We start from the raw sequence: 25684 nt of genomic DNA, 5'->3' as shown, positions 1-25684 counted from the left end.
GGGCGGCCCGGATCACCGGGCCGCCCTTTGCGTTCAAATCCTGCAATGACGAGCAATCCCGCCACCGCAGCATTGCATTACCAGTTCATGTTCAGCGAGACACCCACGGTGCGCGGTTCGTTGTACACCGCGGCCATGTAGTTTTCGATCACACCCTTGAGATTCTTCTCGTTGGTGATGTTGCGCGCGAACAGCGCCACTTCGTAGGCACCGTAGTTGCCCGAGTAGCCGATCTTCAGGCCGCCCTCGAAGTCACCCTTGGAGTTGAACTCCTTGCTGTCGTACAACACGAAGCTGGTGTAACCCTGCTTGTTCCAGTCGGTGGACACGAACATGGTGCCAGCGTCGCTGACCGGGAAGTCGTAGCGGGCGGCCAGGTTGACGTTGTACTTCGGTGCGTTCGGCAGCGGGTTGCCATCGATCTGCGCGAAGGTGTTGGCACCGACCTTGATGGTCGGGTCATTCACGGTGCATACCACCTGGCCGTTGAGCCCGCAGACCTGCGCGTACACGCGCTTGTCCCTGATCTCGCTGTGCAGCAGGCTCAGGCCGGCGCTCAGGGTCAGGTTCGGGATCGGGCGCAGTTCCATGTCGGCTTCGAAGCCGTAGGCCTTGGCCTTGTCGGCGTTGAACAGCACACCGTTGCCGTCCGAATCGTTGCCGTTGAGCTGGATGTCGTTGACGGTGTAGGTGAACGCGGTGGCGTTCAGGCGCAGGCGGTTGTCCCACAGGCTGCTCTTCACGCCCGCCTCCCAGGACAGGATGGTCTCCGAATCGGCAGTGGTGAAGTCGGCATTGAACACTGCCGAACGACCCTGGATGGTCGGGCCGCGGAAGCCGCGCGCGACCTTCGCATAGACGCTCACGTCCGGGGTGATCTGATACATCGCGCTCAGATCCCAGCTCGGCGTGGTATCGGACATCTTGACGTCAGTGCGGCCCTTGTAGGTGACCACGCCGGCAGCAGTATCAGCGGTCTTCAGCAGGCGGGTGTGCTTCTCGTCCCTGGTCTGGCGCAGGCCAGCGGTGACGGTGAACTTGTCGGTGAAGGCGTAGCTGATCTGGCCGAAACCAGCCCATGAGGTGTTCTTGTTGCGCAGGCGTACCCAGTTGTTGGGGTTGCGTGCGGCGCCCTGCAGGAACCACGCGCGCTGATAGAAATCGGTGGTGTCGCTGCCGTTGAAGTAGAACGCGCCGGCCTGCCACTGCAGCGCGCTGTCGTCATGGCTGGCCAGGCGGAATTCCTGGGTCCACTGGTCCAGGTCGCGGATGCGGCCCATCGACTGGCCGTAGCCGTTCGGCACGCCGTTGACCGGGAAGTTCACCGCGGCGCCGCCGTCGGTATCGCCACGGCTGTAGCCGGAGGTGGTTTCGTAGGCGGTGATCGAGGTGAAGTCGATCGCACCGAAGTCGTAGCGTGCCTTCACCGAGCCGCCGTAGGTCTTGTAGGCCTGCGGGTTGTTGTCGGCCTCGTCGTAGGCGACCTTGTCGCGCGGCACGTCGGTCTTGTTCGAGCCCTTGGTCAGCGCGCCGCGCAGGAACAGGGTCGAAGTACCTTCGTAGTCACGGGCGTGGGCCGAGGCCAGGATCGAGAACTGGTCGCTCGGGGTCAGCAGCAGCTGCGCGCGCACGTTGCGGTCGTCGAAGCCGCCCATGGCGTTCTTCTTCGGGCTGACCGTGCCGTCGGCGCTCGGGCCGCGGTAGGTGTTGTCAACGTAGTCGTCGCGGTGCTGGTACAGGGCCGACACGCGGAACGAGGCGACGTCGTTGATCGGGCCACCGAAGCCGCCGTCGATCGACACACTGTTATAGGTCGCGTAGCTGGCGCTGACGCGGCCGGTGTAATCCTGGGTCGGCTTCAGGGTGTCGAACTTGACGATGCCGGCGGTGGTGTTGCGGCCGAACAGCGAACCCTGCGGACCGCGCAGCACTTCCACCTGGTCCACGTCATAGACCGGGTTGGATTTCAGCACCACGTGTTCCAGCACCACGTCGTCCTGGATGATCGACACCGGCTGCGAGGCACCCAGGTAGAAGTCGATGTTGCCCAGGCCGCGGATGTAGAAGCGCGGGAAGATGCGGCCGGTGGTGGTTTCCGCATACAGGCTCGGCACGCGGCCGGACAGTGCCAGCAGGGTGTCGTCGCCGCCGGCGGTGAAGTCGCGCATGCGCTCACCCTGTACCACGCCGACCGAGACCGGCACTTCCTGAAGGTTCTGCTCACGGTGTTCGGCGGTCACGGTGATCGTGTCCAGGCCGGTCGGAGTCGGCGCGCTGTCCTGCGCGGCGGCACCGAAGCTGCCGACCAGGGCCAGGCCGGCACAGGCCAGCGCCAGCGGATGGCGGCGGAAGGAAAGAAGGGAAGGCGACAGACCCGACAGGCGTCGGGAATCGGTATGGGAGGGCATGCAATGCTCTGAGGAGGCGTCCGTGCGGCCTGCGCGAGCCGGGCGGCAAAAAGGGGGGAGAACTGCGCAAGCGGCCATTATCCCCCAAATTGTTACGATTTCGTTGCGCAGCATCCGGGCCCGGCTGACCGGGCGATTTCGGCACAGTTGCACGTCCTCACGCCACCTCGCCCGGCACATCCTGGGTCGGCTTGGCAACGCGCAGCCACTTGGCTACACTGAAGCCCTGCCGTGGGGCCATAGCTCAGCTGGGAGAGCGCGTCGTTCGCAATGACGAGGTCAGGAGTTCGATCCTCCTTGGCTCCACCACCACCTAGGAATGCAAAAAGCCCCGAGAGCCTACTTGGGGCTTTTTGTTTGGCGTCGCGCTCGTGATAATGCAGTGAAAGGCCACCACGGCATGCCGTCGCCACTTCAGGAGCACTCATGAAGGGAATTGTTGCAGCTGTCGCCATCGCCACTGTGCTTGCCGGATGCTCGGCCACCCGCCCCATCGCGACAGAAATGGCCAAGCCCGTTCCGGCCAGCCAGATCTTCGCGTACGCCCAGCCCGCAGCCGATACCGGAGCGGTCGTAGTAACCCGGGATGTTGGCCTGTCTGGATCCAAGTGCCCTGTCGCCTTCTACGTCGACGGAAAAGTGGCGGCAAATGTCGACAATGGGCAGACCATGACGCTGCATGTTCCCTCCGGCAAGCACATCCTGGGAGCCGGCCCTGCAGGCACCGGCGTGTGCGGCATCGTCAGCCGGACCGCCCACCTTCGCGAGGCAGGTTTCGACGTTGTGGCCGGCAGCACCATGAAGCTGCGACTTGGTTTCACCCGTGACGGTACTTACCAGATCACTCAGACCGCACTCTGACCCGGCAGGCGATGGCGGTTCCCCGATGTACCGGAACCGGCGCATTGATATCCAGCGTGATTGCAGGGACCGGTTCATTCTGGATTTTCGCCGCAGTCCTTGCGCCGCGGACTGCGCGAGTGCGCATCGCGCACCTGTTGATCGGCCTGCCCGGGCCGCTGCTTGGCCACATCGTCCTGCTTCCTGTCCTGACGGCTTTCCTGGATGCCCTGCTTCGGGTCCTGATCCTTGTCTCGCTCGTTCATCGAAAACTCCCTCGTCGGCGGCAGGCCAACGTCGCCACCACGCTAGAGGTTGCCGGGTAAGCCGCAGGTCAGTCCTGCGCCAACGTCATGTGCAGGTTCTGGCTTGCCGCCGCAGCCACGCGCAGCCAGAATCCGAGGCACCACGCCCACCGGTACGCCATGCCCTCTTCTGCCCAGCACGCAGCACACGCCGTGCCGATGCTGCTCGATCCGGCCGACGGCAGCATCCGGCTCGGCAACCTGCCGACAGTGATCAGCCCCACCCTGTCACAGGATGAGGCGCGTGCCGCCTTCGCCACGCTGATGCATGGCGAGCGCGATGTCGGCACCGGCTACGTCTGGCTCAGCCTGCACCGGCTCAGCCTCGGCGGCACGCCTGCCGGGATCAGCCTGTGTTTCCACGGGCAGCAGCTCGAGATGGTGACAATGGGCGTCGACCTGCCCGGCGCAGCACTGCAGGACGGCTGGCCGACCCAAGCGGCGATCGACGCCGAAGTCGCGTTCATGAAACGCACGCTGGGCGCGGCACTGGGCCGCAAGCTGGCGGGGGGCCGCGCCCGGTTCGACTGGCGCGAAGCCTGGGCTCGTTTCGATCCGAAGGGCTTCATGGCCAGCAGCGGTATCCGCTACGCGCCACGGTCCTGACCCCGCTCAGGTACGGGTGATCGACACTCCACCCTCCACGCGCATCGCGGTACCGGTAACGAAACTGCTCTCATCACTGGCCAGGAACAGCGCCGCGCTGGCGATCTCCTCCGGCTCGGCCATCCGCTTCAGTGCGTGCAGCGACCGAACGAAATCACGCGCATCGCCGGTGGGTGCGGCCTGACGCCCCATTTCGGTATCGGTGCCACCGGGCAACAGCACGTTGCTGCGCACGCCCTGCGACCCGTATTCGGCGGCGATCACCTGGCTCAGGCCGATCAGCCCGGCCTTGCTCGACGCGTAGGCGGCCATGCCCGGGAAGCCCACGGTATGGCCAACAAAGGTGCCGACAAATACCAGCGAGCCACCGCCGCGTGCCAGTAATGCCGGCAGCTGCGCGCGTGCGGCGTGGAAAGCGGCATCCAGATTGGTCGCCATCACTTCGCGCCAGGCGTCCACCGGGAACTCCGCCGCCGGTACGCCCGGGCCGAGCATGCCGGCATTGTTGAGCGCGATGTCCAAGCCTCCGAATGACTGCTGGGCCAGATCGACCAGCGCCTGCGCCGTGCCCGGCTCGGCCACGTCGGCAGCATGCACCACGACCTCGCCGCCGGCGGCACGGATCTGCTCGGCCAGCGCCTGCAGCGGTTGCAGCCGCCGTGCGTTGAGCACCAGCTTTGCACCTTCGGCAGCGAAGCGCAGCGCACTGGCGCGGCCAATGCCGGCGCTGGCACCGGTGATGAGGGCGATCTTGTTGTTCAGGCGCATGTTGCGCTCTCCTGGCGATGAAAGGGCTGCCACGATGCCGCGCCGTGACCGCGCCGACACTCCGTTTCCAGGCCTCGCGAGCAGGTACAGGAAACGGAGTTTCCGCAGAACCGGCCCGTGCCAGAATCCGCCCATGGACAGCACTGCCTCCCCCACCCTTGATGCCCGCGTCGAGCGGGTCTGCCGCCACCTGCAAGCCAGCCTGGACGAGCCCTCGCTGCAGGAACTGGCCGACCTCGCCGGCTGCAGCCCGACCCGGCTGCATCGCTTGTTCAAGCAGGCCACGGGGCTGACCCCGAAGCAGTACGCCGCGGCCCTGCGCGCTGACCGCCTGCGCACCGGACTGCAGCAGTCGGAACGCATCACCGACGCCTTCCACGATGCCGGCTTCGGTTCCAGCGGGCGCTTCTACGAAAACGCGCCGCGGCTGCTGGGCATGACGCCGAAGCAATGGCGCACGGGTGGTCGCGGCGAGGTCATCCACTTCGCCATCGCCGAAAGTTCGCTGGGCAGCGTGCTGGTGGCCAACAGCGCAACCGGTGTCGTCGCGATCCTGCTCGGCGATGATCCGGAAGCGCTGCTGCAGTCACTGCAACAGCGTTTCCGCAAGGCCGAACTGATCGGTGCCGACAGCGGCTATGAACACCTGGTGGCGCAGGTGGTGGGCCTGGTCGAGGATCCCACCCGTGGCGCGACGCTACCGCTGGACATCCGTGGCACCGCCTTCCAGCAGCGCGTGTGGCAGGCCCTGCAGCAGATTCCTCGTGGGCAGACCGCCTCGTATGCCGACATCGCCGCGCGCATCGGCGCGCCCCGTTCAAGCCGTGCCGTGGCGCGGGCGTGCGCGAGCAATCCGCTGGCGGTGGCAGTGCCCTGCCACCGCGTGGTGCGCCGCGACGGCGACCTGTCCGGCTACGCCTGGGGCGTGGCGCGCAAGCGCGAACTGCTGCGCCGGGAAAAAGCCTCGCCTGCCTGAAGTGGGCGCCGAACCTGGCCGGCGTGCCCAGCGGTAGCGTCGGGCCATGCCCGGCGAACACTCAATCCAGCTTCACCACCAGCTTGCCGAAGTTGTGCCCCTTCAGCAGCCCGAAGAACGCCTCCGGTGCGTTCTCCAGCCCCTGCACCACATCCTCGCGGTACTGGATGCGCCCCTCGCGCAGCCACTGCGGCATCTCGCGTTCGAAGTCCGGCCACAGATGGTTGAAGTCGTGCACGATGAAACCGCGCACGGTCAGGCGTTGACGCAGGATCTGGCTGAACAAGGCCGGCAGCCGGTCCGGCCCGGGCTGTTCAACACCGCGCACGTTGTAGGTGGCGATGGTGCCGCACACGGGAATGCGGGCGAAGTCGTTGAGCAGTGGCAGCACCGCGTCCAGCACGTGGCCGCCCACGTTCTCGAAATACACGTCGATGCCACCGGGCACCGCTGCGCGCAGCTGTTCGGCAAAGTCGACCGCGCGATGATCCAGCGCCACGTCCATGCCCAGCGTGTGCAGGTAGGCACGCTTGGCTTCGCCACCGGCGATGGCGACCACGCGCGCGCCCTGCAGCTTTGCCAGCTGCGCGACGGTTGCGCCCACCGGACCGGTCGCGGCAGCGACCACCAGCGTCTCGCCCGGCCTCAGGCGGGCGATCTCATGCAGGCTGGAATACGCAGTGAACCCTGGCATGCCATACACGCCCAGCGCCGTGCTCAGCGGCAATCCGGCTGGCTCGAGGCGACGCCCCAGGGCCTTGGCCGGCAGCACCGCGTGGGTCTGCCAGCCACCCGGCGCCAGCACCAGCTCACCTGCGGCCACGCCCTCGGCATTGGACTGCAGCACCTCGGCCACGGTCTGGCCTTCCATCACCGCGCCCACCGCCACCGGCGCGGCGTACGACGGCCCCTCGTCCATGCGGCCACGCATATACGGGTCCAGCGACAGGTAGCGGTTGCGCAGCAGCACCTCGCCATCGGCCAGTGCCGGCAACGCTGCCTGTTCCAAGCGGAAGTTCGCCGCACTCGGCGCCCCCTGCGGACGCGACGCCAGCACGATGCGGGAGGTGACGGGGGAATCGGACATGGTGACCGGCTCTGCTGTTGCCAGCATCAGGATAGGAATGCCGACACTACGCCGCATCGACCGCCGGCAGCGGCCGCGAAAACAGCGTTCCATCGCTCGCCTTGGCACGGCTCCGATACAGGCCTTGCTGCTGCAGCATTGCCGATCATCGCGGCCCGCTGATTTCCGCCACAGGGGATGATCAGGATCACGCCACGGCGCCCGGATCGATTCCAGGTCCTTCCCACCCTGCCCCGCGACGGAGGATCAAGCACTTGCGGGTGCGCAGACGGCAATGTGAAGAATTCTTGGCAAAACCCTTGCCGAAGACAACCGACCTACGTAATATACGCCTCCTTGGCAGCGACCTCGCTGCAACGAAACATGTGGCCGAGTAGCTCAGTTGGTAGAGCAGGGGATTGAAAATCCCCGTGTCGGCGGTTCGATTCCGTCTTCGGCCACCACTTTCGAAGGCCTGCAGAAATGCGGGTCTTTTTTTTCCGGAAGACCGCATCCATCGCGGTCTCCGCACAATTTGGCCGAGTAGCTCAGTTGGTAGAGCAGGGGATTGAAAATCCCCGTGTCGGCGGTTCGATTCCGTCTTCGGCCACCATCTTCAAGGACCTGCAGAAATGCGGGTCTTTTTTTTGCCCGCGCTTTGCCATCCGCGCTTGTCAGGGGCGCGCGGCCGCGTTTGACGAAACATTTACACGCCGCACGCAGCCCCGCACCTACGCTCCAGACTCCTGCCTGGAGCCTGCCGATGCAACTGCGCCCCACCCTGCTCGCCTGCCTGCTGCTGGTCGCCGCCCCGGTGGTCGCCGCCGAACCGTTGCGTGCAATCGACACCCTGGACATCGACCGCTATGCAGGCCAATGGCACGAGATCGCGCACCTGCCGGTGTCGTTCCAGAAGCAATGCGTCGGCGACATCACCGCCAACTATGGGCTGCGCCGCGATGGCCGCATCAGCGTCACCAATGCCTGCCGCAACGCCGAGGGTGAACGCTTGGTGGCCGAGGGCGTGGCACGGCCGGTAGCCGGCCACCCCGGACAACTGCAGGTGCGCTTCGTGCCGGACTGGCTGAGCTGGGTTCCTCTGGTCTGGGCCGACTACTGGGTGCTGGCGCTGGACCCGGACTACCAGTGGGCACTGGTGGGCGAGCCCGGCCGCAAGTACCTGTGGATCCTCTCGCGCCTGCCGGAGATGGATCGCGCCCGCTTCGAGCAACTGAAGGACAAGGCCGAAGCGATGGGCTATGACCTCGGCCCGCTACGGTTGATGGCGCCGCTGCGCGATACACCTGCGGAGTGAACCGCAACCCGATCGGCGCGCTGTGCGCAGCCGCTGATCCGGCACCGCGCATGCCCGGCCGCCATCTTCACGCGCTACCCTCTGCGGCGACTCGCCACAGGCGATCCAAATCACCATACGCCGTAGTATGCTTAATCCAACGCACCCCCTGAGAGGACTTGCGCCCATGCTCCACCGCTTCCGTATCGCCTTGATCGTCCTGAGCACCCTCGCCCTTGCCGCCTGCGGCAACGGCATCGTCAAGCGTGTTTCGGAACCGGCGGCCAGCCTGCAGCAGCTGACCGTGCGTGCCGATGGCAACTGGACCGTGGCCCTGCGCCTGCAGAACTACAGCTCCATGCCGATGACCTTCGATGATGTCTCGCTGGCACTGACCGTCGGCGACAGCGCAGCCGGCACCCTGCAGGCCAAGCCTGGCATCTCCATCGGCGGCACCTCCGCCGACGTCATCAATGTCGACCTGGTACCCAGCTCGGCCGCACGCCTGGTGGTGGCCGACGCACTGGCCAGCAACCGCACCCTCGCCTACGGCCTGAAGGGCTCGGTGGCCGCCACGCCGCAGGAAAAGAAACAGCGCAGCTTCGACATCAGCAGCCGCAGCACCCTCAACCAGGCTCCGGGCCTGCCCGGCGTGCTGCGCTGAGTTCCGCTTTCCGTTGCGGCATCACCGCCGCTTCCCTTGTCACTGATCCAATCGAGACGTTCCGATGAGCAGCTACACCGCCCCGCTTTCCGATCTCCGTTTCGCCCTGCACGACGTGCTCAAGGTCGAACCCCTGTTCGCTCGCCTGGGCTTCACCGACGCCACCGCCGACGTGGTCGATGCCGTGCTGGAAGAAGCCGGCCGCTTCAGCGCCACCGTCCTGGCCCCGCTCAACAGTGTTGGCGACGAGATCGGCTGCGTGCTCGACCAGGCCACCGGTGAAGTGACCACGCCGCCGGGCTTCAAGCAGGCGTACGACCAGTTCGTCGATGGCGGCTGGACCGGCCTGACCGCTTCGCCGGAACTGGGCGGCCAAGGCCTGCCGCATACGCTGGGCGTGCCGCTCAACGAAATGATCAACGCCGCCAACCTGGCCTGGGGCAATTTCCCGCTGCTCTCGCACGGCGCCATCGAAGCGCTGAAGCAGCACGGCGAAGCCTGGCAGCACGAGGCCTTCCTGAAGCCACTGATCGAGGGCCGCTGGACCGGCACCATGTGCCTGACCGAGCCACACTGCGGCACCGACCTGGGCCTGCTGAAGACCAAGGCCGAGCCGACCGCCGACGGCAGCTACGCGATCACCGGCACCAAGATCTTCATCACCGCCGGCGAGCACGACCTGACTGAAAACATCGTGCACCTGGTGCTGGCCAAGCTGCCTGACGCCCCTCCGGGCGCCAAGGGTATTTCGCTGTTCGTGACCCCCAAGTTCAAGGTCGACCGCGACGGCAACGTCGGCGAGCGCAATGCACTGCGCTGCGGCTCGATCGAGCACAAGATGGGCATCAAGGGTTCGGTCACCTGCGTGATGAACTTCGACGGTGCGCAGGGCTACCTGGTCGGCCAGCCGCACAAGGGCCTGCAGGCAATGTTCACCATGATGAACACCGCTCGCCTGGGCGTTGGCCTGCAGGGTATCGGCCTGTCCGAGCGCGCCTACCAGAACGCGCTGAAGTACAGCCGTGAGCGCCTGCAGTCGCGCGCCCTGAGCGGCGCAAAGTTCCCGGACAAGCCGGCCGACCCGATCCTGGTCCACCCGGATGTGCGCCGCATGCTGCTGACGGTGAAGTCGCTGGTCGAGGGCAGTCGCCTGCTGGCCCTGCACGCCGCCACCCTGATCGACGTCGCCCACCACGCCGAGGACGCCGCCGAGCGCGAGCGCGCCGACACCCTCGTCAGCTTCCTCACGCCAATCTCGAAGGCCTGCCAGACCGAATGGGGCATCGAGAACACCTACAACGCCCTGCAGTGCTTCGGTGGCCACGGCTACATCCGCGAGCATGGCATGGAGCAGTTGGCCCGCGATGCCCGCATCACCACCCTGTATGAAGGCACCACCGGCATCCAGGCACTGGACCTGATCGGCCGCAAGACCGCGTCCAGCCAGGGCGCCGGCCTGAAGCTGATGCTGGCCGAGATCGAAGCCTTCGCCAAGGAACACGAAGGCAACGAAGCGCTGGCTGAGTTCATCGGCCCGCTGCGCGCCAAGGCCGCCGAATGGGGCAAGCTGACCCTGGACGTGCTGCAGCGCGCGGCCGCCAACCCGGACGAACTGGGCGCGGCCAGCTACGACTACCTGTTCTATTCGGGTTACGTGGTGCTGGCGTACTGGTGGGCCCGCAGCGTGGCCGCCGCCGATGCCAGCGCGCACGGCGCCGCCTTCGCCCAAGGCAAGCGCGAGACCGCACGCTTCTACTTCGCCCGCGTGCTGCCGCGCACGCTCAGCCACGCCGCCGCCATCCAGGCCGGCGCCGCCCCGCTGATGGCGATGGACGACGAGCGCTTCGGCGCCTGAGCCGGACTGCCGCCCGGCACCCTCAGAAGCCAGGGCTGGAGCTAAAGCAACAGCTGGCTTCCTGCGGGGCGGCAGGGCGGCTCCGATTGCGGGGGACGGCGCAGGTACGTCCTTGTAGCCTCGATCGCCGCATCCACGCGGCTCACGCCCCCGCAACCGGACCCACCCCGCCCTCGACACTTTTCCGGTAGAGATCCACGCCACGCGTGGATGGCAACACCCAGAATCCACCTGGAGAAGAGCCCCTTTTGTTAAAGGGGGCGCGCCAAAGGCGCGGGGATCAGGAGGAATGCGCGGACCTGAATTGTTGCGTTTTGGGGTGTTGCCCAGGTGGCGATACCCAAAACGCAACAATTCAGGTATAAGCTGTTCTCCCGATGGAGACAGACACTACACGCTTGGGTCTGATCGAAGCCGGAGCTCCGATTTCTGCTCCGGGCGCCGAGGCATCGCCCAACGCCACGACGCTGCATCGCCCCGGCTCGGTCCGGCTGCTCTCGCTGGATGCCCACGGACGTGTACTGGACTGGATCACCTGGCAGGATGCGGCCTGTCTCTACGCCCGCGAAGCCGTCGCCTGGACACTCGGCGACCCCTGCCTGCACATCCATGGCGGCACCAACCGCTTCAGCGGCCTGCAGAGCGGGATGGACCTGCACCCGATCATCGCCGCACGCGGCCATGCCCGCTCGCGCGCGATCGACCCCACGCCGAACCTGACCAACCCGGCCCTGTTCGCCCGCGATGCGCATCTGTGCATGTACTGCGGCCAGCAGTTCAGCCGCCCCACGCTCACCCGCGACCACGTCATGCCGCTGTCCAAGGGCGGTCTGGACTGCTGGGAAAACGTGGTCACCGCCTGCTTCCACTGCAATTCACGCAAGAGCGACCGCACCCCGCAGCAGGCCGGAATGCCCCTGCTGGCGGTGCCCTACCGGCCCAGCTGGATCGAGCATCTGATCCTGTCCAACCGCAACATCCTGGCCGACCAGATGGCCTTCCTGAAGGCACAGTTGCCGAAGCGTTCGAAACTGAGCACCTGAACGACGAAAATGCAACCCTCACCGTCCTGTCACGGACGGCGGCGTTTGCTTGCCCCACCCCCGTTTGAGGGCGAAAATGGGCGTTCAGAAAAAGTGCGAACATGATGATCGACTCTGCCCGCTATCCCCGCCTCGCGCGCATCCAGACACCGGATGACCTGCGCACGTTCGACGAATCCGAATTGAGGGCGGTCGCCGACGAACTGCGCGCCTACCTCATCGAATCGGTGGGCAAGAGCGGCGGCCATTTCGCTGCCGGCCTGGGCGTGATCGAACTGACCGTGGCGCTCCACTACCTGTACCAGACGCCGCATGACCAGTTGGTCTGGGACGTCGGCCACCAGACCTATCCGCACAAGATCCTCACCGGTCGCCGCGACGAGATCCACACCGTCAAGCAGAAGGACGGCGTCGCGCCGTTCCCCAAGCGCGAAGAGAGCGAGTACGACACCTTCGGCGTCGGCCACTCCTCGACTTCGATCTCGGCCGCGCTCGGCATGGCCATCGCCCGCCAGTCCGAAGGCGACGACCGCAAGGTGGTGGCGGTGATCGGTGACGGCGCGATGACCGCCGGCATGGCCTTCGAGGCGCTGATGCACGCCGGCGGCATGGAGCCGGAACCGAACCTGCTGGTGATCCTCAACGACAACAACATGTCGATCTCCGAGGCGGTCGGAGGGTTGACCAAGATGCTCGGCCGCGCCACCGGCAGCCGCACGCTCAATGCGCTGCGCGAAGGCGGCAAGAAGATCCTCGGCGACAAGAAGAACAACCCGGCGCGCTTCGTGAAGCGCTGGGAAGAACACTGGAAGGGCATGTTCGTGCCGTCCACGATGTTCGAGGAAATGGGCTTCCACTACACAGGCCCGATCGACGGCCACGACATGCCCGCCCTGCTGTCCACGCTGAAGACGCTGCGCGCCTCCAAGGGGCCGAAGCTGCTGCACGTGATGACCACCAAGGGCAAGGGCTACGAGCCAGCCGAGGGTGACCAGATCGGTTACCACGCGGTGGGCCCGTTCGACCCGGACAAGGGCCTGGTGGCCAAGGCCGGCGCCAAGAAGCCGACCTACACCGATGTGTTCAGCGACTGGCTGTGCGATGCCGCCGCCGCCGAGCCGCGCCTGTATGGCATCACCCCGGCAATGCGCGAAGGCTCCGGCCTGGTGCGTTTCAGCAAGGAGTATCCGCAGCGCTATTTCGACGTGGCGATCGCCGAACAGCACGCGGTCACCCTCGCCGCCGGCATGGCCACCCAGGGTGGCAAGCCGGTGGTGGCGATCTACTCCACCTTCCTGCAGCGCGCGTATGACCAACTGGTGCATGACGTGGCGATCCAGGACCTGGACGTGCTGTTCGCGATCGACCGCGCCGGCGTGGTCGGCCCGGACGGTGCGACCCACGCCGGCAACCTCGACCTGAGCTTCCTGCGCTGCGTGCCCAACCTGGTGGTGATGGCGCCGTCCAATGAAGCCGAGTGCCGGCAGATGCTCAGCACCGGCCTGCAGCACCCGGGCCCGGCTGCGGTGCGCTACCCGCGCGGCAGCGGCACCGGCGTGGACGCCGGCAGCGACCTGTCCACCCTGCCGATCGGCAAGGGCGAAGTGCGCCTGCAGGGCAGCCGCATTGCCCTGCTCGCCTTTGGCAGCACCGTGGCCGCCGCCGAGCAGGTCGGTCGCGAACTTGGCCTGAGCGTGGTCAACATGCGTTTCATCAAGCCACTGGATCGCGAACTGGTGCTGGCCACGGCCGCCCAGCACGACGGGCTGGTGACGATCGAAGACAACGTGGTGGCCGGAGGCGCCGGCTCTGGCGTCGGCGAACTGCTCAATGCCGAAGGCGTGCTGCGCCCGATCCTGCATCTCGGCCTGCCTGACAGCTACCAGCACCACGCCAGCCGCGAGGACCTGCTGGCGGAGGCCGGAATCGACGCTGCGGGCATCCGCGCGGCGGTGCTGAAGCGCTGGCCGCAGCTTGCCGCAGGCACACCGCCGCTCAGCGCAGCGAGCTGAGGCGGTTGGGCACCCGGAGGATCCACGCATGGCGTGGATCTACTGAAGACACGCATCGATCCTGGACGGGTGCATCCACGCCATACGTGGATGCCATCAACGGCGAGGCCGCACACGGCAAGCCTCAGCCGTAGCTGATCGCCTCCACGAAGGCGCCACTGGCTTCCACGCGTACCGCGGCGCGCTGCCCGGTATCGACAAAATGCAACCGCGCCAGGGTTTCGGCGAAATCGAAAGCGCGCGCGCCGTCGCGGAAATCGATCGGCTCCGGCCGGTCCGGATGCAGTACGCGCCATTGGCGCTGTTCGCATTGCAGGCGGATCAACATGCGACTCACTCCTTGAGGCGGCGTATCGACGGTGGGGGTCACGCGTGCCGATTGCGGCGCGCGTTGTCGCGACGAATCAGGGACAACCGCAGGCGCCCCTGGTCGCAGAAGATACGGCGTTCAAAATGTGAGCTGTATCAGATTATTCTGATTTTCGACTGAAACCCTCAATTCACCTGGAACTGGGCGCGGCAGCCGTCGCTGACCCAGATGCCCCGGCGGTCCCAACCCCAGGTCTGTCCTTCGATGCAGGCACTGCGCGAATCCTGGCGGACCAGGCGCACGCCGCGTCGGATGCGCGCGTCGCAGTATTCCTGCCGATGCCCATTGGAATGGCAGGTCACCACCTCACCACCACCCCAGCCATTGCCGTTGCCCCAGCCGCCGTTGCCCCATCCACCGCCCCGGCGGTACTCGCCGACGAACTCGGCGCGACAGCCCTGGGTGACCCAGACGCCATGGCGTGACTGGCCCCACGTCTCTCCTTCCACGCACGGCGACCCGGATAACTGGCGGATCATCCGCGCCCGGCCCTCGAGGCGGCACTCATTGCTGCGGTTCTTGATCGACTCACAGCGCACAATGCCGCTGCCTTCACGGCCGCCGTAGCGGTCATCGTCATACCCGTAGCCATAACTCTGCGCCTGCGCGCCGCCAGCGGCGGCGGCCGCCATCATTGGCAGCAGGGTGCAGGCCAGGGTGCGCCAGGTGGGTGCCTTGCCCATCGATATCTCCAGATGAATACGATGGCGCAAGCATCGGGGATTCGCGGCACGGCGCACAGGGGGGCACGCAACGGCGGTTTTTCCCCATTCAAACAAATCAACCGCGGCTGACTGCGCTACGTGATCGGGCTTCAGCCGCCGATGTGCAGCGCGTCGATCGTGCTGCCCAGCGCCTCGACCCGCACGGTGCTGTGCTGGCCGGTACGACGGTGATGCTCCAACGCACGTGCGGCAGCGGCATCGAATGCATCCGCGCCTCGCGCATAGAAGATGGCGTCATCGGCAGCCGGATCCAGCACGGACCAGTGCCGGGTATTGCATTGCACGGTAATGACCATGGAAGACTCCTGCAGGACGGAAAGATGCTCCGACGGCTGGGAATCCCAACCGCCAGTACACCGTCAGGCTAGCGAGCGCTTCCGGGTTGGCCTATCAGACTTGTACGAAAAATCCGTGCCGTGATATCGGATTTCCTGCCCTCACAACCCTGAGTCCATTTAATGAATTTATTTTCGTGATCCTTGTCACGGAGTCAGCAGGGCTTCACACTATCGTCACTAACAGGGGCCCCTTCCACATGCGCACCTTCATCTCGCAGCAGCGCGGCATGCTGCTGAAGTTCTACTTCGTTGCCAGCTACGTGATCCTCTTCGAGGAACTGATCCGCGCCGCCATGCACTGAGCGCTTGCTGCCGGGTTAAGCACGGCCGACACTGTTGCATTAGGCCCGGAGCCCGCCCGATGAAAGCGTTTCTTCTGATTCCCGTCCTGCTGTTCCTGGCTGCCTGTGCGAGCCAGGATCAGGCCGCCAAGCGCGCCGATGCCGCCGCCGCATCGCCGGCCACGCCGGCGGTCGGCAGCGATCGCGACGCCCACGGCTGCATCGGTTCCGCCGGCTACCAGTGGTGCGAGCGCAGCCAGCGCTGCGAACGCCCGTGGGAACTGGCCCAGGCACAGGGCCTGGCCAACACCGCCGAGGCCATCAGTGCCTACTGTTCAACGCCGGCCAGCCCGGCGCGCAAGTGAGGCGCGCCCGTCATGGATGAATTGAGTCCGCTGCCCAGCCTCGCGCCGGGCCGTTACCGCCACTTCAAGGGCGGCGAATACGAAGTGATCGGTATCGTGCGCAGCAGCGAAACACTGCAGCCGATGGTGCTGTACCGGGCCCTGTATGGCGAAGGCGGCCTCTGGGTACGTCCGTATCCGATGTTCATCGAACAGGTGCAGGGCGCAAACGGCCCGCAACCGCGCTTCGCCCGCATCGACGCATGATCGGCGATTGAGTCGCACGCTGCCGGCTCCGCTGCGCAGCGCGCAACGCGGCACTGGGCCTGAGCTACAATCATACCGTCCAGTCGGTTTCCTCCCATCATGTCCGCGTCCCCTCCCCGCTCGCGCCGCAAGGCGCCCGGCAGCGTGCGCCAGTCGCTGCTGCAGGCCACCATCGACGTCATCGGCCAGCACGGGCTGGCGGCGTTGACCGTGCAGGACGTCGCCACGGCGGCTGGGGTCAGCAAGGGCGCGCTGTTCCATCACTTCAGCAGCAAGCAGGCGCTGGTCGACGCGGCCATCGGCGCCCTCATCGGCGAATTCGAAGCGCGGGTGCGTGCGTTGCTGCAGGAGCTGTCGCCCGGCCATGGCTGCTTCAGCCGCGCTTACGTGCAGGCCAATTTCGAGCACCTGCTGGAACAGGAACAGGAGAACGACATCGGTCTGACCCTCGGCAACCTGATGGAACCTGGCCTGCTCGCGCATTGGCGTGACTGGAAGCGGGCGATGCTGGCCGAGTTCCCCGACGAGGCCGGTGATCCACGGCTGTATGCCGCACGCTGTGCCGCCGACGGCTACTGGGCCACCGCCTACGGGCGTCCGCTGGATGAGAACGAACGCCTCAATGCACGCGCGATGGCTGAGCAGGCCCTGAAGCTGTGCGACCCGCCGTGAACCGGAGCCGATGATGAATCCCTACGCCTGTCTCGCGGCAGCCATTGTGCTGGAAGTGATCGCCACCTCGCTGCTGAAGGCCTCCGATGGCATGAGTCGGCTGGCGCCGACGCTGGGCGCACTGGCCGGCTATGGGCTGTGCTTCTACCTGCTGTCGATGACCATGAAGTCTGTGCCGACTGGCATCGCCTATGCGATCTGGTCCGGGGTCGGCATCGTACTGATCTCGCTGATCGGGCTGGTGGTATTCAAGCAGCGCCTGGATGCGCCGGCCCTGATCGGCATCGGGTTGATCTGCGCCGGCGTACTGGTGATCAACCTGTTCTCGCGCAGCAGCGCGCACTGAACGCGCTGCTCCGCGGTAAAGGCTAGCTGACCTTCTTGGCCACACTCATCCCGATCAGGAACAGCACCACGGCGATGATGATGCCGGCCCAGAACAGGAACTTGGCGATGCCGACGGCGGCACCGGCAATGCCACCGAAGCCGAGCACGCCAGCGATGATGCCGATGACGGCGAAAATGATGGCCCACTTGATCATGTCGATCCTTTCCCCGCAGGGACTATAAACAGTGGGATCAGGCTAGGCCGGCGCCGATGCCCTGCTCGTGAACAGGCCGCGTGCGCGGCGTGAATCAACGTGGCCGGAAGCGCAGCAGCGCGACCGCGAATGCAAGGAACACGCTTCCGACCAGGCGCTCGAACCAGCGCTGCGCAAACGGCCTGGCCAACCAGCGGCGCAGGCCATGGCCGCCGGCCGCGTACATCACGTACCAGAACAGCTCGCAGGCCGCGAACGTCGCCACAAGCACGCTGTACTGCAGCGCCTGGCCGCGCCCCGGATCGACGAACTGCGGCAGGAACGCGGTGGCGAACAGCAACAACTTGGGATTGCTCAGACCCACCAGGATACCGCCGCGGAACACGGTCCACGCACCGAGCGTGCGCGCCAGCGGCTCGGCGACATCCACGGCCATCGGCGATGACGGGCGGCAGCTGTCACGCCACGCTTTCAGACCCAGCCAGGCCAGGTAGGCCACGCCGAGATAGCGCAGCACCTCGAACAACATCGGCGAGGAGCGCAGCAGCGCGCTCAGGCCCGTAGCGGATGCGGCCAGCACCAGCAGCATCGCCAGCAGGCAACCGGCCATTGCCGGCACGCTGCCGCGGAAGCCGAGGCCAACGCTGCGGCCAAGGATGTGCAGCATGTTCGGGCCGGGCGTACCGCACAGGACGAATACAGTGGCAAGGAACCACCACCAGGTGTGCAGGGCCATTCGACATCCACTCCAGAAGACCGCACAAGCATAGGCTGCTGTGCTGCCGTGTGGCACATACAGCGCGACATGGATGCGGGGGTTACAGATCATCGGCGGTGCACCCGGGCAGCAATCCATGCTGCAATGGCGGCCCCTGGTACGGAGCACGGCATGAAGACCCTCGGCCTGATCGGCGGCATGAGCTGGGAAAGCTCGGCGCAGTACTACCGGCTCATCAACGAGGAGGTGCGGCATCGCCTCGGTGGTGCGCATTCCGCGCAGCTGCTGCTGTGGTCGGTGGATTTCGCCGGCATCAAGCAGCTGCAGCACGAGGGCGACTGGAACACGCTGGGCGTGCACATGATCGACGGCGCGCGGCGCCTGCAGGCCGGTGGCGCCGACCTGCTGCTGATCTGCACCAACACCATGCACCTGCTGGCCGACCGCATCGAAGCCGCCTGCCCGCTGCCGCTGCTGCATATCGCCGACCCGACCGCCGAGGCGATCGTGCGCACCGGGGCGCACACGGTCGGCCTGCTCGGCACCGCCTTCACCATGGAACAGGATTTCTACCGCAATCGACTGCAGGAACGCTTTGGCCTGGAGGTCCTCATACCGGGCGCGGATGACCGCCACATCGTGCACGACATCATCTACCGGGAACTGATCGCCGGCGTGGTCAGCGAGCACTCGCGGCAGGTCTACGCCGAGGTGATCGCACGCCTGGTCGAACGCGGCGCTGAGGCGATCATCCTCGGCTGCACCGAGATCATGCTGCTGGTGCGGCCGCAGGACAGCGCCGTGCCACTGTTCGACACCACCACCCTGCATGCGCTGGCGGCGGTGGACGCAGCACTGGCCTGAAGCAACGCGATACGTAGCGAAGCATCAGTCCGCGTCCCGTATCTCCAGCGCGGTGACCAGCCAATCGACCACGGCCTGCGAATCACACAGGAAGAACACGGCATCACCCGATCGCGCCTCGGTCAGCAGGCGGTACACGGTGATCGCCACGCCCGACTGGCTGGCGATGAAAGCCTCCGGGCTGCGCGGCCCCTCGCTCTGCTTGGCCACGGCCTGCAGCGCGCTACGGGCGGCGACCGTGGCGGCTGGTTCTGCGCCGCGGGTCAATTCCAGGCCGCGCAGGCCCCAGGCTACAAACACGCGCTTGCCCTTGAACGTGGTGTCCAGGACGCACACCTCGGCGCTGCCGCCGCCCGCCGAGCGATGAATGACGATACTGCTGATCAACGCAACCCCCTGTGGTCGTCGTGGTCCGCGCATCGTCCTCCACAGGCCGCGCGCACGCCAGTGACGGCAGCCCAAGGCCGCGCCGACAGGCGTGGGAGACGTGTAAAAAGGTGTAACCCGATGCGATCGGATGTGCAGCGATGATACGGGATGTAAGCCGGTGCATGGGCCCGCGCACACTACTAAATGCCCCCTGAGCCCGCGACGCAACGATCCGTTCCGGGCAACGCGGACTGGGCCATTCTTGCCGCCCGTTCCCGCTTCCGAGGCCCCCATGATCCATCGCCTGCTGCTGCCCATCGGCGGCATCACCCTTGCCCTGTGCCTGGCCGACACCACCGTGGCCGCCCAGGAGTACGCCAGCGACGCGCGGGCACCAGTGCGCTGCGAATCGCAGTTCAACAAAACCGCACAGTGCCCGATCGAGGGGCCGATGCGCTTGGCCAGGCAGTTGTCGGTTACCCGCTGCATGGAGAACCAGAACTGGGGCCAGAGCCGCGGCATGCTGTGGGTCACCGACGGTTGCCGCGCCGAGTTCGTCGCCGACGGTTACGGTCGTTGGCCTGGGCGCGGCAAGGGACGCGATCGCGACGATGACGGCGAGCGCCTGGTCTGCGAGTCGTACGAGAAGAAGGAAAAGGAATGCCGCATCCGCGTGCGCCATGAGGTCCGCTTGGTCAAGCAGAAGTCAGTGACGGCATGCATCGAAGACCACAACTGGGGCTGGGACCGCCGCGGCGTGTGGGTCAGCGACGGCTGCCGCGCCGAGTTCCGGGTGTATTGACTGCCGGCCGCGCGCTGGCTGTGGCGGATACGCAGACACGGCCGACGTGCTCGATGGACTGGGCGCACCCAGCGCAGGAACCTTCGATGGCCCCCCCGATCCCTCCTCGACGAGGCTGCATATCCGCGAGGCGATGCCCGCCGACGTTTCCGCGTTGATCGCGCTCGACAGCGTTGCGGCCCACGATCCGCGGCGCGCACGGCAGATCGCCGACTGGCAGGCCAGCGCAGACGTCGACGTGGCCGAACGGGCCGGCCGGCTGGCCGGTTACCTGGTCATCCACCATCACTTCTTCGGCGAAGCCTTCGTCGAGATGCTGATGGTGGCACGCGAACAACGCAGCCAGGGCGTCGGCGCCGCGCTGCAGCGCCATGCCATCGCGCTGCAGGGCCAACGCAGGCTGTTCGCTTCGACCAATACTTCCAATACCGGCATGCAACGCCTGCTCGCCGCCTCGGGTTTCATTGACAGCGGCATCATGCGTGGATTGGACGAAGGCGATCTGGAGCTGCTCTAACGCTTTGCCGGCAGCGGATCGAGATACGTGGCCACCTTCGCCTCCAGCAGGTCCATCAACAGCGGATCCATGCAGCGATAGTCGTCCGGGATATCCAGGCAATGCAGGCGCTTGTGCTCCAGCAGGCGTGCGTACGTGGCCTGCAGGCGGTGCTGGTGCTTGGCCTCCATCACGAAGATGACATCGGCCCAGCGGATATCCGCCGGACCGATGGGGCGTCGCGCATGCGGGCTGGTGCCAGCCGACAGTGCGGCGAAGCCGGGCCGCCGTCGCCACATGGCTTCGGCGGTCGGACTGCGCAGCTGGTTGCGGCTGCAGACGAACAGCAGGTGGATCATTCCTGTTCCTGCAGTTGGCGAGGGCTGAGGACCGGATAGGTGAAGCCCAGCTGGCGTGCGCGCGCGAGCTTGGCATCGCGCGAGTACAGCAGCTTCCAGTTCTTCTCGGGCTTGTAGCTGTAAGCGGTCGTGGCGCGGTCGCCACCACGGTTGCGGGCCTGGCTGCGACGCCAGGCACGGTTTCTTGCAGATTCCATGATGTGTTCTCGTGAGTACCGGGTTCAGCAGCCGCAGTAGTACGAGTGGCGCGAAGCATACACCGCGCGCACAAAAAAGCCCACGCATCGCTGCGCAGGCTTCTTGATTCATCACAGTGGTCGGGACGGCCGGATTCGAACCGACGACCCTCTGCCCCCCAGGCAGATGCGCTACCAGGCTGCGCTACGCCCCGACTGATGCTGCGATGTGCCCGCCAGTGCGGCGGGCCGTGAAGTATAGCGGATTACGATGGAAATGGGGTCAGCGGCGCAGCAACTGCAGCACTTCTTCCAGCTCCATGCGCACCTGCTTGATGATCTGGTTGCTCAGCGCCGATTCTTCCCGGGCATCGGGACCGTCCAGACGCAGGCGGGCACCACCGATGGTGTAGCCCTGTTCGTACAGCAGGCTGCGGATCTGCCGCACCATCAGCACGTCATGGCGCTGGTAGTAGCGACGGTTGCCTCGGCGCTTGGCCGGCTCAAGGCTGGGAAACTCGGTTTCCCAGTAGCGCAGGACGTGCGGCTTGACGTCGCACAGGTCGCTGACTTCACCGATGGTGAAGTAGCGCTTGGCCGGTATTGGCGGTAGTTCGCGGTTACTGCCCGGATCCAGCATAAGCTTCCACCCGCTCCTTGAGCTTCTGGCCCGGACGGAAGGTCACCACCGTACGGGCGGAAATCGGAATTTCCTCGCCGGTCTTGGGGTTGCGACCCGGGCGCTGGTTCTTGCGCCGCAGATCGAAATTGCCGAAGCCCGACAGCTTCACCTGACGTCCCTGTTCCAATGCTTCACGCAGCACATCGAAAAACGCGTCGACGAATTCCTTGGCTTCCCGCTTGTTCAGACCGACTTCGTCGAACAGCTTTTCCGCCATCTCCGCCTTGGTCAATGCCATTGCCTGCTACCCCCGAGTGCTGCCCGCTCAGCCGCGGATCCGGGCGTGGTGTTCACGCTCGATGGCAGCGACCGCCTCGGCCACTACCGCATCCACGTCGCGGTCCGTCAGAGTGCGCGACTTGTCCTGCAAAATCAAGCCCATAGCGAGACTCTTGAATCCCGGCTCGACGCCCTGGCCGACATAGCGGTCAAACAGGTTCAGGTCACGCAGCAGCGGGCCGGCGGCCTGGCGGACGGTGGCCGCCAGGTCAGCCCATGCCACCTGTTCAGGCACCAGGAACGCCAGGTCACGGCGCACCGCCGGGTAGCGCGATAGCTCGCCGGCACGTGGCAGGCGGCGGGCGGTCAGCGGCTCCAGGTCCAGCTCGAAGGCGTACACATCGGCCTCGATCTCCATCGCCCGCGCCAGGCGCGGGTGGATCTGGCCGATCCAGCCGATGGCCACGCCATCACGGAACACCTCGGCCGAACGCACCGGGTGGCCGTAGGCACGCGCCGACGGGCGGAACTCCAGCTGCGCGCCACTGGCAGCGGCCAGCGACTCCAGGTCGCCCTTCAGGTCATGGAAATCGACCTTGCGGCTCGGCAGGCCCCACTGCACCGCCTGCGCATCACCGCAGACCGCAGCGGCCACTCGCGGGGTTTCCAGCGGCGCCGGCCGGCTTTCGCCGAGCGGCGCGTCGCCAGCCTGTTGGGCGAACACGCGGCCGATTTCAAACAGGCGCACGCGGCCGAGCTGGCGCGCGGCATTGCGGCCCAGCGTGGCGACCAGGCCCGGCAGCAGCGACGGACGCATCACCGCCAGCTCCGCCGACAGCGGGTTGGCCAGCGGCACCAGGCCGTCGCGCAGCTGCCACTGGCTCAGCAGCGCATCATCGACGAAGGCGAAGTTGACCGTCTCCTGCTGGTCACGGGCAACCAGCTGGCGACGCACGCTCAGCGCGTCCAGCTGGGTCTCGCTCGGCATCGCCACGCGCGCGGCGCCGCCCGGCAGCGTGGTCGGGATCTGCTCGTAACCGTGGATACGGGCCAGTTCTTCGATCAGGTCTTCTTCGATGGCGATATCGAAGCGGCGACTGGGCGCGGCCACCTCCCAGCCATCGGCGCAGGCGACCACGACCATGCCCAGCGCGCGCAGGATGCGCTCGACTTCAGCGTCTTCGATGGTGATGCCGAGCACGCGGGTAATGCGCGCGCGGCGCAACAGGATCGTCGCCGGCTGCGGCAGATCGGCCTCGCGTACGGCCTCGGTGACCGGCGCCGGGGTACCGCCGGCCAGGTCGAGCACCAGGCGGGTGGCGTATTCGATGGCGGTGCGTGGCAGCGCCGGGTCGACGCCACGCTCGAAGCGGTGGCCGGCATCGGTGTGCAGGCCCAGCTTGCGGCCACGGCCCATGATCGCGGCCGGCGCGAAGTGCGCGGCCTCGAGGAACACGGCGGTGGTGGCATCGGTGACGCGGGTGTCGAAGCCGCCCATCAGGCCGGCCAGGCCGACCGCACGATCAGCATCGGTGACTACCAGGAAGCTGTCGTCCAGCGTGGCATCACGGCCGTCCAGCAGCTTCAGGGTCTCGCCTGTGCGCGAACGGCGCACCGCGATGCTGCCCTGCAGGGTGCCAAGATCATAGGCGTGCATCGGCTGGCCCAGCTCCAGCATCACGTACTGGGTGATGTCGACCAGCAGCGAGACCGGACGCACACCGCTGCGGCGCAGGCGCTCGGCCATCCACAGCGGGGTCTTGGCCGCGGCGTTGACGCCTTCGATGACGCGGCCCAGGTAACGCGGCGCTTCGGCGCCGGCATCAAGCTGGATCGACAGTTCGCGGCTGCCGACCGGTGCAATGACATCGGCAGCGAAATCCAGCACTTCGCTGCGGGTGGCCGCGGCGACGTCGAAGGCGATGCCACGCAGGCTGAAGCAGTCGGCGCGGTTCGGGGTCAGCTTGATCTCGATGCTGGCGTCCGGCAGGCCGAGGTACTCGACCAGGGTCTGGCCGACCGGTGCATCGTCCGGCAGTTCCAGCAGCCCGGACGCATCATTGTCCAGGCCCAGCTCCTTGGCCGAGCACAGCATGCCATTGGACTCGACACCCCTCAGCTTGGCCGGCTTGATCTTCAGCTCCCCGATCTGCGCACCGACCATCGCCAGCGGCGCGACCAGGCCCGGACGCGCGTTCGGCGCACCGCACACAATCTGCAGCAGTTCGCCCTGCCCGGCATCGACCTTGCACACCTGCAGGCGATCGGCTTCGGGATGGCGCACCGCTTCGACGATGCGTGCAACGACCACGTGATCGAGGCCTTCGCCAAGCGCGGTCACCTCTTCCACTTCCAGGCCGATGGCGGTCAGCACCGCGCTCAGTTCATCGCGCGAAGCGCTGGTCGGGACGTGGCTGCGCAGCCAGTTTTCGGAGAATTTCATCGTGTCACCCTGGTGGGCCCGGCGCATGCGCCTGGGCCTGCGAATTTAGGAGCAGCCGAGCATGGCTCGGCTCTACATGGTTGCGGCTTACGCGAACTGCTTCAGGAAGCGCACGTCGTTTTCGAAGAACGCGCGCAGATCGTTGACGCCGTAGCGCAGCATCGCGAAACGCTCCACGCCCATGCCGAAGGCAAAGCCGGTGTAGCGCTCCGGATCGATGCCGACGTTACGCAGCACGTTCGGATGCACCATGCCGCAGCCGAGCACTTCCAGCCAGCGGGTGCTGCCATCGGGCTGCTGCCAGGCGATATCCACTTCCGCACCCGGTTCAACGAACGGGAAGTAGCTGGGACGGAAGCGCATCTCGAAATCGCGCTCGAAGAACGCGCGCACGAACTCGGCCAGCGTGCCCTTCAGGTCAGCGAAGGTCGAATGCTCGTCGACCAGCAGGCCTTCGACCTGGTGGAACATCGGCGAGTGGGTCTGGTCGCTGTCGCTGCGATACACCTTGCCGGCGGCGATCATGCGCAGCGGCGGCGCGTGGTCGCCCATGTAGCGCACCTGCACACCGGAGGTATGCGTACGCAGCAGGCGGCCGTCGCCAAAATAGAAGGTGTCATGCATCGCGCGCGCCGGATGGTGCGGCGGGAAGTTCAGCGCTTCGAAGTTGTGCCAGTCATCCTCGATCTCCGGCCCTTCCGACAGCTCGTAGCCCAGGCGGCCGAAGATGCCGGTGATCCGCTCCAGGGTGCGGGTGATCGGGTGCAGGCCGGCGCGCTCACCATTGCGGCCCGGCAGGGTGATGTCGATGGCTTCGGCGGCCAGGCGCGCATCCAGTGCCGCGTCTTCCAGCAGCGCCTTGCGCTCGCCCAGCGCGCGGGTCAGCGCGTCACGGGCCTGGTTGATCGCTTCACCGGCGGACTTGCGCTCGTCGGCCGGCAGAGCGCCGAGCTGCTTGAGCTGCGAGGTGATGCTGCCACTCTTGCCAAGCAGGGCCACGCGCAGCTGTTCCAGCACGTCGGGGCTCTGTGCGGCGGCCACATCGGCCAGCGCCTGGGTGGTGAGGGATTGGATGTCGCTCATGGGGGGCCGGAACTCCAGTCGATCTGCCATCGCGATGCGCGAAGGGCCGACCCCTGTCGCCACCGCCGTCCCCGCGCTGCCGCTGTGGCCACGCCGG

General features: G+C 66.4%; 31 protein-coding genes and 4 tRNA genes. 18 read left to right on the top strand and 17 right to left on the bottom strand.

Annotated features, from left to right (window positions below; all coding sequences use genetic code 11):
- Positions 1-77: 77 nt before the first annotated feature.
- Positions 78-2408 (bottom strand): TonB-dependent receptor, encoded by a 2331-nt coding sequence (locus tag QZ853_RS14360; RefSeq protein ID WP_295574464.1) that lies wholly within the window; start codon positions 2406-2408, stop codon positions 78-80.
- 233 nt (positions 2409-2641) lie between these two features.
- Here QZ853_RS14360 and QZ853_RS14355 point away from each other — a divergent pair.
- Both QZ853_RS14355 and QZ853_RS14350 read left to right on the top strand, forming a co-directional pair.
- Positions 2642-2717, top strand: a tRNA-Ala gene (locus QZ853_RS14355).
- Between the two features lie 117 nt (positions 2718-2834).
- A complete protein-coding gene (locus tag QZ853_RS14350; protein ID WP_295574461.1) occupies positions 2835-3269 on the top strand; it encodes a hypothetical protein in 435 nt (144 codons plus the stop codon).
- 74 nt (positions 3270-3343) lie between these two features.
- Here QZ853_RS14350 and QZ853_RS14345 read toward each other — a convergent pair whose 3' ends face one another.
- Positions 3344-3514: a hypothetical protein gene (locus QZ853_RS14345; RefSeq protein WP_295574459.1), complete on the bottom strand. Its 171-nt coding sequence runs from the start codon at positions 3512-3514 to the stop codon at positions 3344-3346.
- 159 nt (positions 3515-3673) lie between these two features.
- Here QZ853_RS14345 and QZ853_RS14340 point away from each other — a divergent pair, with 159 nt between their 5' ends.
- Positions 3674-4159 (top strand): hypothetical protein, encoded by a 486-nt coding sequence (locus QZ853_RS14340; RefSeq protein WP_295574456.1) that lies wholly within the window; start codon positions 3674-3676, stop codon positions 4157-4159.
- Between the two features lie 6 nt (positions 4160-4165).
- Here the strand turns inward: QZ853_RS14340 and QZ853_RS14335 are convergent, their stop codons facing one another.
- Positions 4166-4927 (bottom strand): SDR family oxidoreductase, encoded by a 762-nt coding sequence (locus QZ853_RS14335; RefSeq protein WP_295574453.1) that lies wholly within the window; start codon positions 4925-4927, stop codon positions 4166-4168.
- 133 nt (positions 4928-5060) lie between these two features.
- On the opposite strand from QZ853_RS14335, the gene QZ853_RS14330 reads away from it, so the two are divergent.
- Entirely contained in the window at positions 5061-5903 is an 843-nt protein-coding gene (locus QZ853_RS14330) for a methylated-DNA--[protein]-cysteine S-methyltransferase (RefSeq protein ID WP_295574451.1), read from the top strand.
- A 61-nt stretch (positions 5904-5964) separates the two neighbouring features.
- Here QZ853_RS14330 and QZ853_RS14325 read toward each other — a convergent pair whose 3' ends face one another.
- Positions 5965-6990, bottom strand: coding sequence for an NADP-dependent oxidoreductase (locus QZ853_RS14325; RefSeq protein ID WP_295574448.1), 1026 nt, complete (start codon positions 6988-6990; stop codon positions 5965-5967).
- 367 nt (positions 6991-7357) lie between these two features.
- On the opposite strand from QZ853_RS14325, the gene QZ853_RS14320 reads away from it, so the two are divergent.
- From QZ853_RS14320 to dxs, 7 genes are all read left to right on the top strand, one after another.
- Positions 7358-7433, top strand: a tRNA-Phe gene (locus tag QZ853_RS14320).
- A gap of 73 nt (positions 7434-7506) precedes the next feature.
- Positions 7507-7582: transfer RNA gene (locus tag QZ853_RS14315), tRNA-Phe, on the top strand.
- Positions 7583-7732: 150 nt separating this feature from the next.
- Positions 7733-8284, top strand: coding sequence for a lipocalin family protein (locus tag QZ853_RS14310; RefSeq protein ID WP_295574445.1), 552 nt, complete (start codon positions 7733-7735; stop codon positions 8282-8284).
- Between the two features lie 166 nt (positions 8285-8450).
- Positions 8451-8927, top strand: a complete 477-nt coding sequence (locus QZ853_RS14305) for an LEA type 2 family protein (protein WP_295574442.1) — start codon at positions 8451-8453, stop codon at positions 8925-8927.
- 64 nt (positions 8928-8991) lie between these two features.
- The gene (locus tag QZ853_RS14300; RefSeq protein ID WP_295574440.1) at positions 8992-10782 is read left to right on the top strand and encodes an acyl-CoA dehydrogenase C-terminal domain-containing protein; all 1791 of its coding nucleotides are present in this window, start codon (positions 8992-8994) and stop codon (positions 10780-10782) included.
- A gap of 377 nt (positions 10783-11159) precedes the next feature.
- Positions 11160-11825 (top strand): HNH endonuclease, encoded by a 666-nt coding sequence (locus QZ853_RS14295; protein WP_197594548.1) that lies wholly within the window; start codon positions 11160-11162, stop codon positions 11823-11825.
- Positions 11826-11929: 104 nt separating this feature from the next.
- A complete protein-coding gene (dxs, locus tag QZ853_RS14290; RefSeq protein ID WP_295574820.1) occupies positions 11930-13837 on the top strand; it encodes a 1-deoxy-D-xylulose-5-phosphate synthase in 1908 nt (635 codons plus the stop codon).
- Positions 13838-13961: 124 nt separating this feature from the next.
- Here the strand turns inward: dxs and QZ853_RS14285 are convergent, their stop codons facing one another.
- From QZ853_RS14285 to QZ853_RS14275, 3 genes are all read right to left on the bottom strand, one after another.
- Positions 13962-14165, bottom strand: coding sequence for a hypothetical protein (locus tag QZ853_RS14285; protein ID WP_295574437.1), 204 nt, complete (start codon positions 14163-14165; stop codon positions 13962-13964).
- A 167-nt stretch (positions 14166-14332) separates the two neighbouring features.
- Positions 14333-14890, bottom strand: coding sequence for a DUF3011 domain-containing protein (locus QZ853_RS14280; RefSeq protein ID WP_295574434.1), 558 nt, complete (start codon positions 14888-14890; stop codon positions 14333-14335).
- Positions 14891-15021: 131 nt separating this feature from the next.
- Positions 15022-15228: a hypothetical protein gene (locus tag QZ853_RS14275; protein ID WP_295574431.1), complete on the bottom strand. Its 207-nt coding sequence runs from the start codon at positions 15226-15228 to the stop codon at positions 15022-15024.
- A gap of 403 nt (positions 15229-15631) precedes the next feature.
- On the opposite strand from QZ853_RS14275, the gene QZ853_RS14270 reads away from it, so the two are divergent.
- From QZ853_RS14270 to QZ853_RS14255, 4 genes are all read left to right on the top strand, one after another.
- Positions 15632-15916: a hypothetical protein gene (locus QZ853_RS14270; protein WP_295574429.1), complete on the top strand. Its 285-nt coding sequence runs from the start codon at positions 15632-15634 to the stop codon at positions 15914-15916.
- A gap of 12 nt (positions 15917-15928) precedes the next feature.
- Positions 15929-16162, top strand: a complete 234-nt coding sequence (locus QZ853_RS14265; protein ID WP_295574426.1) for a DUF1653 domain-containing protein — start codon at positions 15929-15931, stop codon at positions 16160-16162.
- A 99-nt stretch (positions 16163-16261) separates the two neighbouring features.
- Complete coding sequence (locus tag QZ853_RS14260) at positions 16262-16834, top strand: TetR/AcrR family transcriptional regulator (RefSeq protein WP_295574424.1); 573 nt, start codon at positions 16262-16264, stop codon at positions 16832-16834.
- A 13-nt stretch (positions 16835-16847) separates the two neighbouring features.
- Entirely contained in the window at positions 16848-17180 is a 333-nt protein-coding gene (locus tag QZ853_RS14255) for an SMR family transporter (RefSeq protein ID WP_295574422.1), read from the top strand.
- Between the two features lie 22 nt (positions 17181-17202).
- On the opposite strand, the gene QZ853_RS14250 is transcribed toward QZ853_RS14255, so the two are convergent.
- The gene (locus QZ853_RS14250; RefSeq protein WP_088496161.1) at positions 17203-17376 is read right to left on the bottom strand and encodes a DUF1328 domain-containing protein; all 174 of its coding nucleotides are present in this window, start codon (positions 17374-17376) and stop codon (positions 17203-17205) included.
- 94 nt (positions 17377-17470) lie between these two features.
- The gene (locus tag QZ853_RS14245) at positions 17471-18112 is read right to left on the bottom strand and encodes a LysE family translocator (RefSeq protein WP_295574417.1); all 642 of its coding nucleotides are present in this window, start codon (positions 18110-18112) and stop codon (positions 17471-17473) included.
- A gap of 153 nt (positions 18113-18265) precedes the next feature.
- Between QZ853_RS14245 and QZ853_RS14240 the strand changes: the two genes are divergently transcribed.
- Positions 18266-18958, top strand: coding sequence for an aspartate/glutamate racemase family protein (locus QZ853_RS14240; RefSeq protein ID WP_295574414.1), 693 nt, complete (start codon positions 18266-18268; stop codon positions 18956-18958).
- A 24-nt stretch (positions 18959-18982) separates the two neighbouring features.
- On the opposite strand, the gene QZ853_RS14235 is transcribed toward QZ853_RS14240, so the two are convergent.
- Positions 18983-19378 (bottom strand): hypothetical protein, encoded by a 396-nt coding sequence (locus tag QZ853_RS14235; RefSeq protein WP_345777906.1) that lies wholly within the window; start codon positions 19376-19378, stop codon positions 18983-18985.
- A 241-nt stretch (positions 19379-19619) separates the two neighbouring features.
- On the opposite strand from QZ853_RS14235, the gene QZ853_RS14230 reads away from it, so the two are divergent.
- Positions 19620-20129 carry a DUF3011 domain-containing protein gene (locus QZ853_RS14230; protein WP_295574407.1) on the top strand — a complete coding sequence of 170 codons (510 nt, stop codon included), beginning with the start codon at positions 19620-19622 and terminating at the stop codon, positions 20127-20129.
- A 133-nt stretch (positions 20130-20262) separates the two neighbouring features.
- Positions 20263-20646: a GNAT family N-acetyltransferase gene (locus tag QZ853_RS14225; protein WP_295574817.1), complete on the top strand. Its 384-nt coding sequence runs from the start codon at positions 20263-20265 to the stop codon at positions 20644-20646.
- Here the strand turns inward: QZ853_RS14225 and QZ853_RS14220 are convergent.
- The 7 genes from QZ853_RS14220 to QZ853_RS14190 all read right to left on the bottom strand — a co-directional run bounded on the left by QZ853_RS14220 (position 20643) and on the right by QZ853_RS14190 (position 25587).
- Positions 20643-20984, bottom strand: coding sequence for a phosphotyrosine protein phosphatase (locus tag QZ853_RS14220; protein WP_295574406.1), 342 nt, complete (start codon positions 20982-20984; stop codon positions 20643-20645). The genes QZ853_RS14225 and QZ853_RS14220 overlap by 4 nt on opposite strands.
- Positions 20981-21181 (bottom strand): hypothetical protein, encoded by a 201-nt coding sequence (locus QZ853_RS14215; protein WP_295574403.1) that lies wholly within the window; start codon positions 21179-21181, stop codon positions 20981-20983. The genes QZ853_RS14220 and QZ853_RS14215 overlap by 4 nt, the downstream gene beginning before the upstream one ends.
- Positions 21182-21298: 117 nt before the next feature.
- A tRNA-Pro gene (locus QZ853_RS14210) sits at positions 21299-21375 on the bottom strand.
- A 68-nt stretch (positions 21376-21443) separates the two neighbouring features.
- Entirely contained in the window at positions 21444-21800 is a 357-nt protein-coding gene (locus QZ853_RS14205; RefSeq protein ID WP_295574401.1) for a MerR family transcriptional regulator, read from the bottom strand.
- Positions 21781-22080: an integration host factor subunit alpha gene (locus QZ853_RS14200; RefSeq protein WP_005410432.1), complete on the bottom strand. Its 300-nt coding sequence runs from the start codon at positions 22078-22080 to the stop codon at positions 21781-21783. Before QZ853_RS14200 ends, QZ853_RS14205 begins: the two co-directional genes overlap by 20 nt.
- A gap of 27 nt (positions 22081-22107) precedes the next feature.
- On the bottom strand, positions 22108-24504 hold the full coding sequence (pheT, locus tag QZ853_RS14195; RefSeq protein WP_295574398.1) for a phenylalanine--tRNA ligase subunit beta: 2397 nt from the start codon (positions 24502-24504) through the stop codon (positions 22108-22110).
- Positions 24505-24591: 87 nt separating this feature from the next.
- A complete protein-coding gene (locus QZ853_RS14190) occupies positions 24592-25587 on the bottom strand; it encodes a phenylalanine--tRNA ligase subunit alpha (RefSeq protein WP_295574396.1) in 996 nt (331 codons plus the stop codon).
- Positions 25588-25684 lie beyond the last annotated feature (97 nt).

The sequence above is a fragment of the uncultured Stenotrophomonas sp. genome (assembly GCF_913778665.1).
GTDB lineage: Bacteria > Pseudomonadota > Gammaproteobacteria > Xanthomonadales > Xanthomonadaceae > Stenotrophomonas.
The sequence above is the reverse complement of the archived record's forward strand: the minus strand, read 5'-3'. Positions and strand labels throughout refer to the sequence as shown.

Excerpts from the sequence above, each read along its gene's own strand:
- QZ853_RS14360 (WP_295574464.1), bottom strand. The coding sequence starts at position 2,408 with ATGCCCTCCCATACCGATTCCCGACGCCTGTCGGGTCTGTCGCCTTCC.
- QZ853_RS14350 (WP_295574461.1), top strand. The coding sequence starts at position 2,835 with ATGAAGGGAATTGTTGCAGCTGTCGCCATCGCCACTGTGCTTGCCGGA.
- QZ853_RS14345 (WP_295574459.1), bottom strand. The coding sequence starts at position 3,514 with ATGAACGAGCGAGACAAGGATCAGGACCCGAAGCAGGGCATCCAGGAA.
- QZ853_RS14340 (WP_295574456.1), top strand. The coding sequence starts at position 3,674 with ATGCCCTCTTCTGCCCAGCACGCAGCACACGCCGTGCCGATGCTGCTC.
- QZ853_RS14335 (WP_295574453.1), bottom strand. The coding sequence starts at position 4,927 with ATGCGCCTGAACAACAAGATCGCCCTCATCACCGGTGCCAGCGCCGGC.
- QZ853_RS14330 (WP_295574451.1), top strand. The coding sequence starts at position 5,061 with ATGGACAGCACTGCCTCCCCCACCCTTGATGCCCGCGTCGAGCGGGTC.
- QZ853_RS14325 (WP_295574448.1), bottom strand. The coding sequence starts at position 6,990 with ATGTCCGATTCCCCCGTCACCTCCCGCATCGTGCTGGCGTCGCGTCCG.
- QZ853_RS14310 (WP_295574445.1), top strand. The coding sequence starts at position 7,733 with ATGCAACTGCGCCCCACCCTGCTCGCCTGCCTGCTGCTGGTCGCCGCC.
- QZ853_RS14305 (WP_295574442.1), top strand. The coding sequence starts at position 8,451 with ATGCTCCACCGCTTCCGTATCGCCTTGATCGTCCTGAGCACCCTCGCC.
- QZ853_RS14300 (WP_295574440.1), top strand. The coding sequence starts at position 8,992 with ATGAGCAGCTACACCGCCCCGCTTTCCGATCTCCGTTTCGCCCTGCAC.
- QZ853_RS14295 (WP_197594548.1), top strand. The coding sequence starts at position 11,160 with ATGGAGACAGACACTACACGCTTGGGTCTGATCGAAGCCGGAGCTCCG.
- dxs (WP_295574820.1), top strand. The coding sequence starts at position 11,930 with ATGATCGACTCTGCCCGCTATCCCCGCCTCGCGCGCATCCAGACACCG.
- QZ853_RS14285 (WP_295574437.1), bottom strand. The coding sequence starts at position 14,165 with ATGTTGATCCGCCTGCAATGCGAACAGCGCCAATGGCGCGTACTGCAT.
- QZ853_RS14280 (WP_295574434.1), bottom strand. The coding sequence starts at position 14,890 with ATGGGCAAGGCACCCACCTGGCGCACCCTGGCCTGCACCCTGCTGCCA.
- QZ853_RS14275 (WP_295574431.1), bottom strand. The coding sequence starts at position 15,228 with ATGGTCATTACCGTGCAATGCAATACCCGGCACTGGTCCGTGCTGGAT.
- QZ853_RS14270 (WP_295574429.1), top strand. The coding sequence starts at position 15,632 with ATGAAAGCGTTTCTTCTGATTCCCGTCCTGCTGTTCCTGGCTGCCTGT.
- QZ853_RS14265 (WP_295574426.1), top strand. The coding sequence starts at position 15,929 with ATGGATGAATTGAGTCCGCTGCCCAGCCTCGCGCCGGGCCGTTACCGC.
- QZ853_RS14260 (WP_295574424.1), top strand. The coding sequence starts at position 16,262 with ATGTCCGCGTCCCCTCCCCGCTCGCGCCGCAAGGCGCCCGGCAGCGTG.
- QZ853_RS14255 (WP_295574422.1), top strand. The coding sequence starts at position 16,848 with ATGAATCCCTACGCCTGTCTCGCGGCAGCCATTGTGCTGGAAGTGATC.
- QZ853_RS14250 (WP_088496161.1), bottom strand. The coding sequence starts at position 17,376 with ATGATCAAGTGGGCCATCATTTTCGCCGTCATCGGCATCATCGCTGGC.
- QZ853_RS14245 (WP_295574417.1), bottom strand. The coding sequence starts at position 18,112 with ATGGCCCTGCACACCTGGTGGTGGTTCCTTGCCACTGTATTCGTCCTG.
- QZ853_RS14240 (WP_295574414.1), top strand. The coding sequence starts at position 18,266 with ATGAAGACCCTCGGCCTGATCGGCGGCATGAGCTGGGAAAGCTCGGCG.
- QZ853_RS14235 (WP_345777906.1), bottom strand. The coding sequence starts at position 19,378 with ATGCGCGGACCACGACGACCACAGGGGGTTGCGTTGATCAGCAGTATC.
- QZ853_RS14230 (WP_295574407.1), top strand. The coding sequence starts at position 19,620 with ATGATCCATCGCCTGCTGCTGCCCATCGGCGGCATCACCCTTGCCCTG.
- QZ853_RS14225 (WP_295574817.1), top strand. The coding sequence starts at position 20,263 with ATGCCCGCCGACGTTTCCGCGTTGATCGCGCTCGACAGCGTTGCGGCC.
- QZ853_RS14220 (WP_295574406.1), bottom strand. The coding sequence starts at position 20,984 with ATGATCCACCTGCTGTTCGTCTGCAGCCGCAACCAGCTGCGCAGTCCG.
- QZ853_RS14215 (WP_295574403.1), bottom strand. The coding sequence starts at position 21,181 with ATGGAATCTGCAAGAAACCGTGCCTGGCGTCGCAGCCAGGCCCGCAAC.
- QZ853_RS14205 (WP_295574401.1), bottom strand. The coding sequence starts at position 21,800 with ATGCTGGATCCGGGCAGTAACCGCGAACTACCGCCAATACCGGCCAAG.
- QZ853_RS14200 (WP_005410432.1), bottom strand. The coding sequence starts at position 22,080 with ATGGCATTGACCAAGGCGGAGATGGCGGAAAAGCTGTTCGACGAAGTC.
- pheT (WP_295574398.1), bottom strand. The coding sequence starts at position 24,504 with ATGAAATTCTCCGAAAACTGGCTGCGCAGCCACGTCCCGACCAGCGCT.
- QZ853_RS14190 (WP_295574396.1), bottom strand. The coding sequence starts at position 25,587 with ATGAGCGACATCCAATCCCTCACCACCCAGGCGCTGGCCGATGTGGCC.